This window comes from Enterobacter cloacae complex sp. 277I4 (assembly GCF_050031465.1).
Lineage (GTDB): Bacteria > Pseudomonadota > Gammaproteobacteria > Enterobacterales > Enterobacteriaceae > Enterobacter > Enterobacter cloacae.
This window is the reverse complement of the sequence record NZ_JBLGWC010000001.1, coordinates 1,149,033-1,162,019: the sequence shown is the minus strand read 5'-3', so window position 1 is coordinate 1,162,019 and position 12,987 is coordinate 1,149,033. Positions and strand designations below refer to the sequence as shown.

Genomic DNA, 12,987 nt, shown 5'->3' with positions numbered 1-12,987 from the left:
TTCCGGGTTTATTATGCGCCAGCTCAACCGCCTCAAACAGTATCAGCGCCTGTGGCAGCCTTCCGAAGGGGCACCGCAGCAGGTCACCATTGCGGAGCTCGCCAGCCGCTGTTTTTGCAGCGAGCGGCATGTTCGCACCCTGCTGCGTCAGGCACAGGAGGCTGGCTGGCTGAACTGGCATGCACAGTCTGGTCGCGGCAAGCGCGGTGAGCTCAGGTTTTATGTCAGCCCGGAATCACTGCGCAATACGATGATGGAAGAAGCGCTGAAGCATGGGCAGCAACATAACGCCCTGGAGCTGGCCCAGCTTGCGCCGGAAGAGTTGCGGGAGTTGCTGCATCCCTTTTTGGGCGGACAGTGGCAAAACGATACGCCGACGCTGCGCATTCCCTATTACCGCTCACTGGATGCGCTGCTGCCTGGCTTTTTACCCGGCCGGGCGGAACAGCACCTGGCAGGCCAGGTTTTCTCCGGGCTGACGCGCTTTAACGGCAACAGCAGCGAACCGACGGGCGATCTTGCCCATCACTGGGAAGTCACGGATGGCGGCCTGCGCTGGCATTTTTATATCCGCTCGACCCTGCACTGGCATAATGGCGACAAAATCGAGACAGCGCAGTTACAGCGGAGCCTGAAGGCCCTGCTTATGCTGCCAGCCCTGCGCAAACTGTTTCAGAGCGTATTAGATATCGAGGTCACTCACCCGCAGTGCCTGACGTTTACCCTGCATCAACCGGACTACTGGTTGCCCCATCGTCTGGCGACCTACTGTAGCCGTCTGGCCCACCCTGACCAGCCCATGACGGGCAGCGGCCCTTTCAGGCTGAGTGTGTTTGATTCCGAGCTGGTGCGTCTGGAAAGCCACGAGCAGTACCATCTTAGCCACCCGCTGATCAAGGCGATTGAATACTGGATCACGCCGACGCTATTTGATTACGGGCTGGGGACCAGCTGTCGTCATCCGGTGCAGATTGCCATTGGCGAGCCTGAGGAACTGGAGAGCCTGCGGCTGGTAAGTAACAGCACCAGCCTGGGCTTCTGTTATCTCACCCTGAAACAGAGCGACCGGATGAGTGAACTGCAGGCACGACGGCTAATCAATATCATCCATCTCTCAACGCTGCTGCATACGCTCCCGCTGAACGAAGGGTTGATTACCCCAACAGAAGAGCTGCTTCCAGGCCTGCCTATTCCCCGGTGGCCGGATTTAACGCACGTTCCTTTACCGGCAGCGTTAACCCTCGTTTACCATTTGCCCGTTGAGTTACACACCATGGCAAACCAGCTAAAACAGTATCTTGCGCAGCAGGACTGCGAACTGACCGTTATCTTTCACGATGCGAAGACGTGGGACGGGTGTCCGCAGCTAGCCGATGCGGACATGATGATGGGGGACAGGCTGATTGGCGAAGCGCCGGAGTACACGCTTGAACAGTGGCTTCGGTGCGATACCCTCTGGCCGCATCTGCTAAGCGCGCCGCAAGTTGCGCATCTGCAGGCCACGCTGGATGCCGTTCAGACTCAGGCCGATGAGCAGGCAAGATACGCTGGCCTGAGAGCCATCTTTACCCGGCTGATGGATAATGCGGTGCTGACGCCGCTGTTTAACTACCAGTATCAAATTAGCGCGCCACCGGGAGTAAACGGAATACGACTGAATACCCGTGGCTGGTTTGATTTCACTGAAGCCTGGCTTCCAGCCCCCCGGTCGTGAAGAAGCTGGTCGTCGCCGAAGTCAGACGGTAACATAATGTTTTTACCGTAACTGTCGAGATGATTTATGAAACGTGCCGTCGTCGTGTTCAGCGGAGGACAAGATTCCACTACCTGCCTGGTTCAGGCGCTTCACCAGTACGATGAAGTGCATTGTGTCACTTTCGATTATGGCCAGCGCCATCGCGCTGAAATCGACGTTGCCCGCGAACTGGCGCTGAAACTGGGCGCACGCGCGCATAAGGTGCTGGACGTCACGCTGTTAAACGAACTGGCCGTCAGCAGCCTCACTCGCGACAGTATTCCTGTTCCTGATTACACACCTGACGCCAGCGGTATTCCCAATACCTTTGTGCCGGGCCGTAATATTCTTTTTCTGACCCTGACGGCCATCTACGCCTACCAGGTGCAAGCCGAAGCGGTGATCACCGGCGTTTGCGAAACCGACTTCTCCGGTTACCCAGACTGCCGCGACGAGTTTGTGAAAGCGCTCAATCACGCAGTAAATCTGGGGATGGCCAAGGAGACGCGCTTTGAAACGCCGCTAATGTGGCTTGATAAAGCGGAAACCTGGGCACTGGCGGACTACTGGGGCAAGTTGGATCTGGTTCGCAGCGAAACCCTGACCTGCTACAACGGCATCAAGGGCGACGGATGCGGCCAGTGCGCCGCCTGTAACCTGCGTGCCAATGGCTTGAATCACTACCTAGCAGATAAAGCCGGTGTGATGGCCGCGATGCAGAAAAAAACCGGGCTGAAATAAACTTACTTCACTGTGCTATCGCACTGATAAAGTCGACAGCACAGGCATTCAGATAAATGCTCCCTACACGATCATCAGCTCCAGCTTTTCCCGCAGTTCCCCTTCCAGCGGCAGTGCTTTCTGCGTTTTCAGATCGATACAAACGAAGGTGATCAGCGCATCGGCTACCACCTGCCCTTCCGGATCCAGCGTCACGACCTGGCTGAGCACGCCGCTCTTCCCGTTTAGCTGTTGCACCTGGCTGGTCACTGTAAGCACATCCCCCAGTACGGCCGGGCGACGGTAGTTGATATTGATGTTGACGACCACGAACGCGATGTTGTGCGCGGTCAGCCATTGAAAGCTTTCGCTGTTTTCCAGCCCGTCCCAGCGCGCCTCTTCCAGAAATTCGAGATAGCGGGCATTATTCACGTGCTGGTAAACATCAAGATGAAAACCGCGTACTTTGATTTTTGTCTGCATAGCGCAATAGCCTTTACTGTTGTTATAGGATAAGAGGTCAAGACTGGTATGACCTCTTTATCCTGGCAAACTTTTGCTGCTGTGCAAGTAAAACTGAGATTACAACGTCAGGTGTGAGAGGTTGCGCTCAACCAGTGAACTGCCCATCCCCGGAACCTGCCTGAGGTCGTCAACCGTTTTAAACGGGCCGTACTCTTCACGGTAGCTGACGATAGCCTGCGCTTTTTTGAGCCCTACGCCGTTCATCACGCGGGCGAGATCTTCAGCCGAGGCCGTATTGATGCTGACGCGTGTACCGTCATCCTCTGTACTTTTTCCAGGTTCGGCGGCTTTGGTTTGAGCAGATGCCTGTGTAGCGGGGTCAGTTTTACTCTGTACAGACTGCGTTTTGGCTGCGGGGGACGCCGCCAGTGCGCTTGCGCTCATTCCGGTAGTGGCAATAGCCAGTGTGATTAGCAGTGCTTTGATTCCACATTTCATGCTGTTATCTCCTTGTTTGTTGACAGCCATGTCACCATAGCCGTCAGCCAAAGGAGGCTCAAACATGCGTTTGCAGAAATGGAAAAGGCCGCGAAAGCGGCCTTCAGGGTTTGCAGAGCGTTACGAAAATCTGCGAGCAGATACGTAATTATTGCTGCTGAGTGATGGCATCGCCCAGCTTGATTTTGGCTTCTTTACGCAGGTTGCTCATCATCGCTTCGAAAGCAATCTGGGCATTGTTCTGAGTGATACCCTGAACCATTGCTTTCTTTTGCGCTTCTGGCATGGTGCCGGCTTTCACTTCATCCAGCGCCAGCAGAACAACGTTCCCCTGCATGTCGGTTGTTGTCCCGAAGCTCGGTTTGTCTTTCGCTGGCAGGCTCAGACCAAACACAGCCTGGCTGATTGGGTCCTGACCGGTACGGCTCAGCGTTTTCGCGTCACCGAAGCTCAGACCCGCCGCTTTCAGGGCGTCATCTTTACCGGCTTTCAGGTCAGCCAGGATCTTCTCAGCATCCAGTTTTGCCTGCTGTTCCGCTTTGCTATGTTTAACCTGCGCCACAACCTGATCTTTCACTTCCGCCAGCGGTTTTACCGCTTCAGGCTTGTGCTCGCTCACGCGCAGAACAAACGCACGGTCACCGTCAACGGTAATGATATCGGAGTTGCTGCCCGGCGTACCGTTCTCGCCCACCAGACCACCGTTGAAGATGGCATCCGAAACCGGTTTGAAGTTCAGCTCTTCCGGCAGGTTGTCACGGCCAAACCAGCCGGTCTCAACCGCTTTCACGCCAGCAGCCTGCTCTGCACCAGCCAGAGATTCGTTGTCGTTGCTCGCCGCATCGCTCACTTTCTGCTGCAGGGCATAGTACGCATCAAGCGCTTTTTCCTGCTTCACTTTGGCGGCGATATCATCACGCACCTCAGCCAGAGGTTTGGTTTTAGCGGCTTCGATATCATCCAGACGCGCAACCAGGAAGCCAACGGACGATTTAATCACACCCGACAGCTGGCCCTTGTCTTTCAGACCGGCATTTTTCAGCTCATCCGGCGTAGTCGCCGCTTCCAGCCAGCCCATATCGCCGCCATTTTTGGCAGAGATGATGTCGGTGGATTTTGCTTTCGCGACGGTGGCGAAATCTGCGCCTTTGTTCAGCTCATCCAGCACCGCTTTGGCATCGGCTTCGGTTTTGGTCTGAATCACGCTGTAGCGGTTACGCTGCGGCTGAGTGAACTGATCCTGATGCTGATCGTAGTAAGACTGGATTTCTGCATCAGTCGCAGTTTCCTGCAACGCAGCAGCATCCAGCTTGATATAGCTCACGCGGAACTGCTCAGGTGCAACAAAGCTATTTTTATTCTGCTCGTACCAGGCGTTAACCTCTGCGTCGCTCACCTGCTGCTTAGCCGCGAGCGCATTCACATCAATGGTCGCCTGACGCACAACACGCTGCTGTGCCACCAGGGCTGCCAGTTCGTCAGTTTCACCTTTGAGCATGAAATCAGTACCAACCACCGCATTGATAAGCTGTTGCGTCGTCAGCTGGTTACGCAGCGCCTGCGCGTATTGATCGGCCGTCATGCCCATCTGATTCACAATGCTGTTATAGCGAGCATTGTCGAACTTGCCGTTAGACTGGAAAGCCTGAGTCGAGAAGATGGCTTTTTTAACCTGCTCGTCGCTGATACCCAGACCCAGTTTTTTGGCATATTGATCGAGGAGCGCTTCGTCAATCAGGCGGTTCAGCGTCTGCTGGCGCAGGGTTTTCATGTATCCTTCGTTCGCAGCCAGCTCAGAGAATTGGTCGCCCAGCTGTTGCTGCATACGGTTACGTTCACCGGCAAACGCGTTCTCGAACTGACCGCGGCTGATTTCCTGGCCGTTCACTTTTGCGGCATAATTTGCGCCACCGCCGATAAGGTAACTGCTCACGCCGGTCAATATGAACGACACGATAATGATACCGAAAATAATCTTGAGCACGAGACTGTTAGCAGCCGTGCGTAAGCTGTCCATCATGGTGTAACAACACTCCGCTGTAGGTGACTGGTTACCCGACGCTAACGGAAAATCCTGACCGTCGCGCGTAAAGGCGTATTGTGACAAGAAAACGGGGCGATTGTCAGCCCACAACTCGCATAAACTCGCACAAATCAGGTCTGGACAAATAAAAAAGGCACATCAAATGATGCGCCCTTGTACTTTTCGGCTTCCCTGAAACGGGAAAGCAATCAGTTTACTGCGTCTTTCAGCGCTTTACCTGCACGGAAACCCGGCACTTTAGCGGCAGCAATGGTGATCTCTTTACCGGTCTGAGGGTTGCGGCCAGTACGGGCAGCACGCTCTTTAACAGCAAAAGTACCGAAGCCTACCAGTGCAACGTCGTCCCCAGCCTGCAGAGATTCAGTAACAGAAGCAATTAATGCATCTAACGCACGTCCAGCTGCAGCTTTAGAAATATCAGCACCAGCAGCAATTTTGTCAATCAGTTGAGATTTATTCACTGTTCTCTTCCTCTCTTTATAATTTATATCGCGCCTGAATCCTTCACAACGCGACCGCGCAGCAGTTATATCAGGCCTGCCATGACCTTACAACACCCGTTGTTGATGGCTGACCTAATCAGCAATCTAAATTAGCTATACAAAAAAAGGCTGGCAAGTGCGAAATGACTTACCAGCCTTGTTTTTATTGACGCTCTTTGCGCGAGGTCACTATTTTGCAGTCACAACCTGCATTCCGGAGGGTTCATTCTGCAATGCGAGAGTAAGAACCTCCTCAATTCGCTTAACAGGATGGATCTGCAGATCGGCAATCACGTTGTCAGGAATCTCTTCCAGATCGCGTTTATTTTCGTAAGGAATCAATACGGTTTTGATCCCACCACGATGTGCCGCCAGCAGTTTTTCTTTTAACCCACCAATTGGCAGAACCTGACCACGCAGGGTAATTTCACCGGTCATTGCGACATCAGCGCGCACCGGGTTACCTGTGAGACAGGAGACCAGCGCGGTACACATCGCGATACCGGCGCTTGGGCCATCTTTCGGCGTTGCCCCTTCCGGGACGTGAACGTGAATGTCGCGTTTTTCGTAGAAATCCGGGTTGATCCCCAGTTTCTCCGCACGTGCGCGAACCACGGTCAAGGCCGCCTGGATGGACTCCTGCATGACTTCACCCAAAGAACCGGTGTAGGTCAGCTTACCTTTACCTGGCACACAGGCGGTTTCGATGGTCAGCAGATCGCCGCCCACTTCCGTCCATGCCAGACCGGTGACCTGACCCACGCGGTTTTCGTTGTCCGCACGACCATAGTCGAAACGCTGAACGCCCAGATAGGCATGCAGATTGTCGCCGTTAATGGTGATGTGCTTCAGGCTCTTATCCAGCAGCAGCTGTTTCACCGCTTTACGGCACAGTTTCGAGATTTCACGCTCAAGGCTACGCACGCCCGCTTCGCGAGTGTAGTAGCGAATGATGCCGATAATCGCGCTGTCCTCGACGGTCAGTTCGTTGGCTTTCAATGCGTTACGCTCAATCTGTTTCGGCAGCAGATGCTGCTTCGCAATATTCAGCTTCTCGTCTTCGGTATAACCAGACAGACGGATCACTTCCATCCGATCCAGCAGCGGAGCCGGAATGTTCATGGAGTTGGAGGTCGCCACGAACATCACATCGCTCAGATCGTAGTCCACTTCCAGGTAGTGATCGCTGAACGCCACGTTCTGTTCTGGATCAAGTACTTCCAGCAGAGCCGAGGCCGGATCGCCACGCATATCCGACGACATTTTGTCGATCTCATCGAGCAGGAACAGCGGGTTTTTAACCCCAACTTTCGCCATCTTCTGGATCAATTTACCCGGCATAGAACCGATGTAGGTACGACGGTGACCGCGGATTTCCGCTTCGTCGCGTACGCCACCCAGCGCCATACGGATATATTTACGTCCGGTCGCTTTCGCAATGGACTGGCCCAGAGAGGTTTTACCTACCCCTGGCGGTCCAACCAGACAGAGGATTGGGCCTTTCAGTTTGTTTACACGGCTTTGTACCGCGAGGTACTCAAGGATGCGGTCTTTAACACGCTCCAGGCCGTAGTGGTCGGTATCCAGGATCTCCTGCGCCTGACGCAGGTCTTTTTTGACCTTGCTGCGGGCATTCCACGGCACCTGAACCATCCACTCGATGTAGCCACGCACCACCGTCGCTTCAGCCGACATCGGAGACATCATTTTCAGCTTCTGCAGTTCAGCTTCCGCTTTCTCTTTGGCCTCTTTCGGCATTTTTGCCGCGTCGATCTTACGCTTCAGCGCTTCGTTTTCGTCCGGCGCGTCGTCCATCTCGCCGAGTTCTTTCTGAATGGCTTTCATTTGCTCATTCAGATAGTACTCACGCTGCGATTTTTCCATCTGCTTTTTCACGCGGTTGCGAATACGCTTCTCAACCTGCAGCAGATCGATTTCAGACTCCATCATCGCCATCAGATATTCCAGACGTTCGTTAACGTCGGACATCTCCAGCACGGACTGTTTGTCCGCCAGCTTCAGCGGCATATGCGCTGCGATGGTGTCCGCCAGACGTGCGGGATCGTCGATGCTGTTCAGCGACGTCAGCACTTCTGGTGGGATTTTCTTGTTCAGCTTGATATAGCCTTCAAACTGGCTAATCGCGGTGCGCACCAGCACTTCCTGCTCGCGCTCATCAAGCTGAGGCGAATCAAGGTACTCTGCCTTGGCAGAGAAATGTTCGCCATTGTCAGACAGGGTGGTAATACGCGCACGCTGCAGGCCTTCTACCAGCACCTTAACGGTGCCGTCAGGCAGCTTCAGCATCTGCAAAATAGAGGCCACGGTCCCGACGGTGAAAAGATCGTTTACACCCGGCTCATCCGTCGAAGCTTCCTTCTGCGCAACCAACATGATTTTTTTATCATGATCCATGGCGGCTTCGAGGCAACGGATAGATTTTTCCCGCCCTACAAATAAGGGTATGACCATGTGCGGATAAACCACCACATCGCGCAACGGCAATACGGGGATTTCAATGCGTTCAGAACGCTCAGGATTCATAGAGCTCTCTCTTAGTTTAGTGTCCGCCAGGTAAACTGGTCATGTAACTGTGCTTCACACAACCATTAACATGTAATCCAGTATATGGGGATGTTTCCCACACATTCAACGCCATGAATACGGAAAAAGTAAAGGGGAGATAAAATCCCCCCTTTTTGATTAACTGCTTGTATGATTTGGTGAATTATTCGCCAGATGCCTGCTGCGCTTCCGGTTTCCCGTAAATCAGCAGCGGCTTGCTTTGACCACCGATAACGGACTCGTCGATAACCACTTTTTCGACATCTTCCATGGAAGGCAGGTCGTACATGGTATCAAGCAGCGCCGCTTCAACGATGGAACGCAGACCACGGGCACCGGTTTTACGGATCATCGCTTTCTTCGCAATCGCATCCAGCGCTTCATCACGGAATTCCAGCTCAACGCCTTCCAGGTTAAACAGCGCCTGATACTGCTTGGTCAGCGCGTTTTTCGGCTCTTTCAGGATCTGGATCAGCGCTTCTTCACTCAGTTCATTCAGCGTGGCCACAACCGGCAGACGCCCAATGAATTCTGGGATCAGACCAAACTTGATCAGATCTTCTGGTTCAACCTGAGACAGCAGTTCGCCTTCGTTCGCTTTCTCGGATTTGGCTTTCACCGTTGCGCCAAAACCAATGCCGGAACCGGTTTCAACACGGTGGGAGATAACTTTATCCAGACCGGCGAAAGCACCGCCACAGATGAACAGGATCTTGGAGGTATCAACCTGCAGGAACTCCTGCTGCGGATGTTTACGGCCACCCTGCGGGGGCACTGCGGCAACGGTCCCTTCGATCAGCTTCAGCAATGCCTGCTGTACACCTTCCCCTGATACGTCACGGGTGATAGACGGGTTGTCTGATTTACGGGAGATCTTGTCGATCTCATCGATATAGACGATCCCGCGCTGGGCTTTCTGTACGTCGTAATCGCACTTCTGCAGCAATTTCTGGATGATGTTTTCCACATCTTCACCCACGTAACCGGCTTCGGTCAGGGTGGTGGCATCCGCCATGGTGAACGGCACATCCAGCAGGCGCGCGAGCGTTTCAGCCAGCAGCGTTTTACCGGAACCGGTTGGGCCGATCAGCAGAATGTTACTTTTACCCAGCTCTACGCCATTGCTGGTATCACCGTTACGCAGGCGTTTGTAGTGGTTATATACCGCTACCGCCAGCACTTTCTTAGCCTGCTCCTGACCGATGACATAGTCATCAAGATGATGACGAATTTCATGCGGTGTCGGCAGCGCGCTACGCTCGCGGTGAGGCGCTACTTCTTTAATCTCTTCGCGAATGATGTCATTACATAAATCAACACATTCGTCGCAGATATACACGGACGGCCCGGCAATCAGTTTACGCACTTCATGCTGGCTTTTGCCGCAAAAAGAGCAGTACAGCAGTTTGCCCGAACCATCTTTGCGTTTATCTGTCATGAGTCCAAACCTCTTTTTAAGTTCTTTGTGCCGCACATGACGACGCAAATGCCATTTTCAGACGCAAGCTGCTCTCAAGCAGAGTGCCGCTTTACCTTAGTATAGCGGCACACTCGCGTCGCGGGCATCAATTACGATGGGTCAAAATGGAGTCGACTAAGCCGTACTCAACTGCCTCTGAAGCAGAGAGGAAGCGATCGCGCTCGGTATCGCGCTCGATCTGCTCAAGAGATTGACCCGTATGCTGCGCCATAAGTTCATTCATGCGCGCTTTTACTTTTAGAATTTCGCGGGCGTGGATTTCGATATCCGTCGCCTGCCCCTGGTAACCACCCAGCGGCTGGTGAATCATCACGCGGGAATTCGGCAGGCAGAAACGTTTGCCTTTTGCCCCTGCGGTTAACAGGAAGGCACCCATAGATGCTGCCTGACCCATACAGATAGTGCTCACATCAGGCTTGATGAATTGCATGGTGTCATAAATGGACATACCTGCCGTAATCACGCCGCCTGGGGAGTTAATGTACAGGTAAATGTCTTTTTCCGGGTTTTCCGCTTCCAGAAACAGCATCTGCGCCACGATCAGGTTCGCCATGTGGTCTTCCACCTGGCCGGTCAGAAAGATAACGCGTTCCTTGAGCAGACGGGAATAGATATCAAAAGAACGCTCACCACGTGAGGTCTGTTCAATAACCATTGGCACCAGAGCCATATGGGGTGCAAAGTTATCTCGTTCGCCACTGTATGACATTTCCGTCTCCTGGATCAAAATTGAAAACACCTGCTGTACTGATTGTAACCTTACGGACGGATTATCAGCCAGTCTCATTCATCTGATTACACACTTATGGGGTTTACATTGCCCTATTTCAAGCATAACAACCTTTTGTTGTTACGCTAACACCGAAAGGGCGTTTTAGCACCCTTCCTGGACTATTGGTGCGATAAAAAAAACCCGTTGCCGGAAGGCAACGGGTTTTTGTTCAAACTTTAAACCTTCGGGGCGAAATTACGCCTGCTGGTTCATCAGTTCGTTGAAAGAGGTCGCTTTTTCGGTCACTTTCGCTTTCGCCAGTACCGCTTCAACAGCCTGCTCTTCCAGGGCAACATTACGCATGTTGTCCATCAGCTCTTTGTTCTTACCGTAGAACTCGATAACTTCTGATGGATCTTCGTATGCAGAAGCCATCTCTTCGATCAGGCCTTTCACACGCTCTTCGTCAGCTTTCAGCTCGTGAGTACGAATCACTTCGCCCAGCAGCAGACCAACAACAACGCGGCGTTTTGCCTGCTCTTCGAACAGCTCGCGTGGCAGTTCCATCGCTTGCTGCTGGTTGCCACCGAAACGCTGTGCAGCCTGACGACGCAGTACGTCGATTTCGCTGTCGATCAGCGCAGCTGGAACGTCGATTTCGTTCGCCTTCACCAGACCTTCGATAGCCTGAGATTTCACACGGTTACGCACAGCACCGTTCAGCTCGCGTTCCATGTTTTTACGTACTTCAGTACGCAGACCAGCAACAGAACCATCTTCCACGCCGAAACGCTTGATGAATTCTTCAGTCAGTTCTGGCAGTTCGCGCTCTTCCACTTTCTTCAGGTTGATGACGAACTTCGCTGCTTTACCTTTCAGGTTTTCAGCGTGGTACTCTTCAGGGAAGGTCACGTCGATGGTGAACTCTTCGCCCGCTTTGTGGCCTTTGATACCGTCTTCGAAGCCCGGGATCATACGACCCTGACCCATTGCCAGTACGAAGTCAGTCGCTTTGCCGCCTTCGAACTCTTCGCCGTCTACAGAACCGGTGAAGTCGATGGTGACGCGGTCTTCAGCGTCAACAGCGCCTTCTTTCTCTTTCCAGTTAGCCTGCTGCTTACGCAGGGTATCCAGCATGCCGTCAACATCTTCGTCGGTCACGGAAACAATCGGTTTTTCAACTTCGATAGATTCCAGACCTTTCAGTTCTACTTCCGGATACACTTCGAACTCTACAGAGTAGGTGAAGTCTTCGCCCAGTTTGTATTCGCCTGGAACGTAGTTCGGCGCACCGGCCGGATTGATCTTTTCTTTGATGATCGCATCGATAAAGTTGCGGCTCATCAGTTCACCCAGCACATCCTGACGCACGGAAGCGCCATAACGCTGAGCAACAACATTCATTGGTACTTTGCCCTTACGGAAGCCGTCAATACGTACTTTTTTTGCTACGTTGACCAGCTCGCTTTTCACAGCAGTTTCGATGCTGTCAGCAGCGATAGTAATCGTTACACGGCGGCCAAGGCCTTGAGTGGTTTCAACTGAAACTTGCATCTTGTTACCTCAAAAAAATCACAGTGCTCGGTCAACTCTGAATCTGTCTGTTTTCCGGGATGCTCTCTTAGTGCAGATTCACATTCCCTGTCGCCAGAATCATCCCGAAGACATTCAATAAGACGCGGCATTATAGCGGCATCACTTAGGTGAGTCGAGAACGGTTGGGGCATGTTGCTGCGGCTTTTTTCACACTTTAAGGCTATTTTTAGCCTTAAAATCGCACCATCCGCTCAAAACTCAGACAAAACAAAACGGCCCGAAGGCCGTTTTGAGGAAATCTGTAAGCAACATACTGGAAAAACTCCAGCGGTTGCAAATCCGATTTATCAGGCGATGGTGCCTGCACCGCGACAAGGCGGGGATGCAAAAACCGTATCCTGCAAGCCTTCCCACTCCTTAATGGTGTAGGTATGCAATGCCAGCGCATGTACGGTTGTGGAGAGTTCTTCCGTCAAGGTGCTGTAGATCAAGCGGTGTCGGTTCAGGAAACGTTCTCCCGTGAAGCGATCGCTAACCAGAACCACTTTGAAGTGGCTTTCAGAACCTGCCGGCACGTTATGACGATAGCTTTCGTCGACGACTTCGAGGAACACAGGGTTGAACGCTGCCCTTAATTTATCTTCTATCTGCTCACGTATCATCATGAAATTACTCCTCCGACAACGCCAGGATGTCACCCATCCCTTTAAATGTTAGCCGCTTTTACCGGTTCCATTACAACAAGACAAC

11 protein-coding genes are annotated in these 12,987 nt (G+C 52.9%); 2 read left to right on the top strand and 9 right to left on the bottom strand.

All coding sequences use genetic code 11. From position 1 onward, the window contains the following. Window positions 1–13: 13 nt before the first annotated feature. Together ACQG19_RS05420 and queC are read left to right on the top strand one after the other, a co-directional pair. Window positions 14–1,714: an SgrR family transcriptional regulator gene (locus ACQG19_RS05420; RefSeq protein WP_246931623.1), complete on the top strand. Its 1,701-nt coding sequence runs from the start codon at window positions 14–16 to the stop codon at window positions 1,712–1,714. Window positions 1,715–1,780: 66 nt separating this feature from the next. Beyond that, a complete protein-coding gene (gene queC / locus ACQG19_RS05415) occupies window positions 1,781–2,476 on the top strand; it encodes a 7-cyano-7-deazaguanine synthase QueC (RefSeq protein WP_023621392.1) in 696 nt (231 codons plus the stop codon). Between the two features lie 63 nt (window positions 2,477–2,539). On the opposite strand, the gene ACQG19_RS05410 is transcribed toward queC, so the two are convergent. The 9 genes from ACQG19_RS05410 to bolA all read right to left on the bottom strand — a co-directional run bounded on the left by ACQG19_RS05410 (window position 2,540) and on the right by bolA (window position 12,902). Continuing rightward, a complete protein-coding gene (locus ACQG19_RS05410) occupies window positions 2,540–2,938 on the bottom strand; it encodes a YbgC/FadM family acyl-CoA thioesterase (RefSeq protein ID WP_014830880.1) in 399 nt (132 codons plus the stop codon). Between the two features lie 99 nt (window positions 2,939–3,037). Continuing rightward, the gene (locus ACQG19_RS05405; protein WP_222169017.1) at window positions 3,038–3,418 is read right to left on the bottom strand and encodes a helix-hairpin-helix domain-containing protein; all 381 of its coding nucleotides are present in this window, start codon (window positions 3,416–3,418) and stop codon (window positions 3,038–3,040) included. A gap of 148 nt (window positions 3,419–3,566) precedes the next feature. Next, window positions 3,567–5,438 (bottom strand): peptidylprolyl isomerase, encoded by a 1,872-nt coding sequence (gene ppiD / locus ACQG19_RS05400; RefSeq protein ID WP_048970479.1) that lies wholly within the window; start codon window positions 5,436–5,438, stop codon window positions 3,567–3,569. A 212-nt stretch (window positions 5,439–5,650) separates the two neighbouring features. Then, window positions 5,651–5,923, bottom strand: a complete 273-nt coding sequence (gene hupB, locus ACQG19_RS05395; RefSeq protein ID WP_002444653.1) for a nucleoid-associated protein HU-beta — start codon at window positions 5,921–5,923, stop codon at window positions 5,651–5,653. A gap of 210 nt (window positions 5,924–6,133) precedes the next feature. Next, the gene (lon, locus tag ACQG19_RS05390) at window positions 6,134–8,488 is read right to left on the bottom strand and encodes an endopeptidase La (RefSeq protein WP_013095859.1); all 2,355 of its coding nucleotides are present in this window, start codon (window positions 8,486–8,488) and stop codon (window positions 6,134–6,136) included. Between the two features lie 184 nt (window positions 8,489–8,672). Further along, the gene (gene clpX / locus ACQG19_RS05385; RefSeq protein WP_013095858.1) at window positions 8,673–9,947 is read right to left on the bottom strand and encodes an ATP-dependent protease ATP-binding subunit ClpX; all 1,275 of its coding nucleotides are present in this window, start codon (window positions 9,945–9,947) and stop codon (window positions 8,673–8,675) included. A gap of 127 nt (window positions 9,948–10,074) precedes the next feature. Beyond that, entirely contained in the window at window positions 10,075–10,698 is a 624-nt protein-coding gene (gene clpP, locus ACQG19_RS05380; RefSeq protein ID WP_013095857.1) for an ATP-dependent Clp endopeptidase proteolytic subunit ClpP, read from the bottom strand. 258 nt (window positions 10,699–10,956) lie between these two features. Next, on the bottom strand, window positions 10,957–12,255 hold the full coding sequence (gene tig / locus ACQG19_RS05375) for a trigger factor (RefSeq protein ID WP_013095856.1): 1,299 nt from the start codon (window positions 12,253–12,255) through the stop codon (window positions 10,957–10,959). A 329-nt stretch (window positions 12,256–12,584) separates the two neighbouring features. Next, a complete protein-coding gene (gene bolA / locus ACQG19_RS05370; RefSeq protein WP_013095855.1) occupies window positions 12,585–12,902 on the bottom strand; it encodes a transcriptional regulator BolA in 318 nt (105 codons plus the stop codon). Between the last annotated feature and the right edge of the window lie 85 nt (window positions 12,903–12,987).

Excerpts from the sequence above, each read along its gene's own strand:
- ACQG19_RS05420 (WP_246931623.1), top strand. The coding sequence starts at position 14 with ATGCGCCAGCTCAACCGCCTCAAACAGTATCAGCGCCTGTGGCAGCCT.
- queC (WP_023621392.1), top strand. The coding sequence starts at position 1,781 with ATGAAACGTGCCGTCGTCGTGTTCAGCGGAGGACAAGATTCCACTACC.
- ACQG19_RS05410 (WP_014830880.1), bottom strand. The coding sequence starts at position 2,938 with ATGCAGACAAAAATCAAAGTACGCGGTTTTCATCTTGATGTTTACCAG.
- ACQG19_RS05405 (WP_222169017.1), bottom strand. The coding sequence starts at position 3,418 with ATGAAATGTGGAATCAAAGCACTGCTAATCACACTGGCTATTGCCACT.
- ppiD (WP_048970479.1), bottom strand. The coding sequence starts at position 5,438 with ATGATGGACAGCTTACGCACGGCTGCTAACAGTCTCGTGCTCAAGATT.
- lon (WP_013095859.1), bottom strand. The coding sequence starts at position 8,488 with ATGAATCCTGAGCGTTCTGAACGCATTGAAATCCCCGTATTGCCGTTG.
- clpX (WP_013095858.1), bottom strand. The coding sequence starts at position 9,947 with ATGACAGATAAACGCAAAGATGGTTCGGGCAAACTGCTGTACTGCTCT.
- clpP (WP_013095857.1), bottom strand. The coding sequence starts at position 10,698 with ATGTCATACAGTGGCGAACGAGATAACTTTGCACCCCATATGGCTCTG.
- tig (WP_013095856.1), bottom strand. The coding sequence starts at position 12,255 with ATGCAAGTTTCAGTTGAAACCACTCAAGGCCTTGGCCGCCGTGTAACG.
- bolA (WP_013095855.1), bottom strand. The coding sequence starts at position 12,902 with ATGATGATACGTGAGCAGATAGAAGATAAATTAAGGGCAGCGTTCAAC.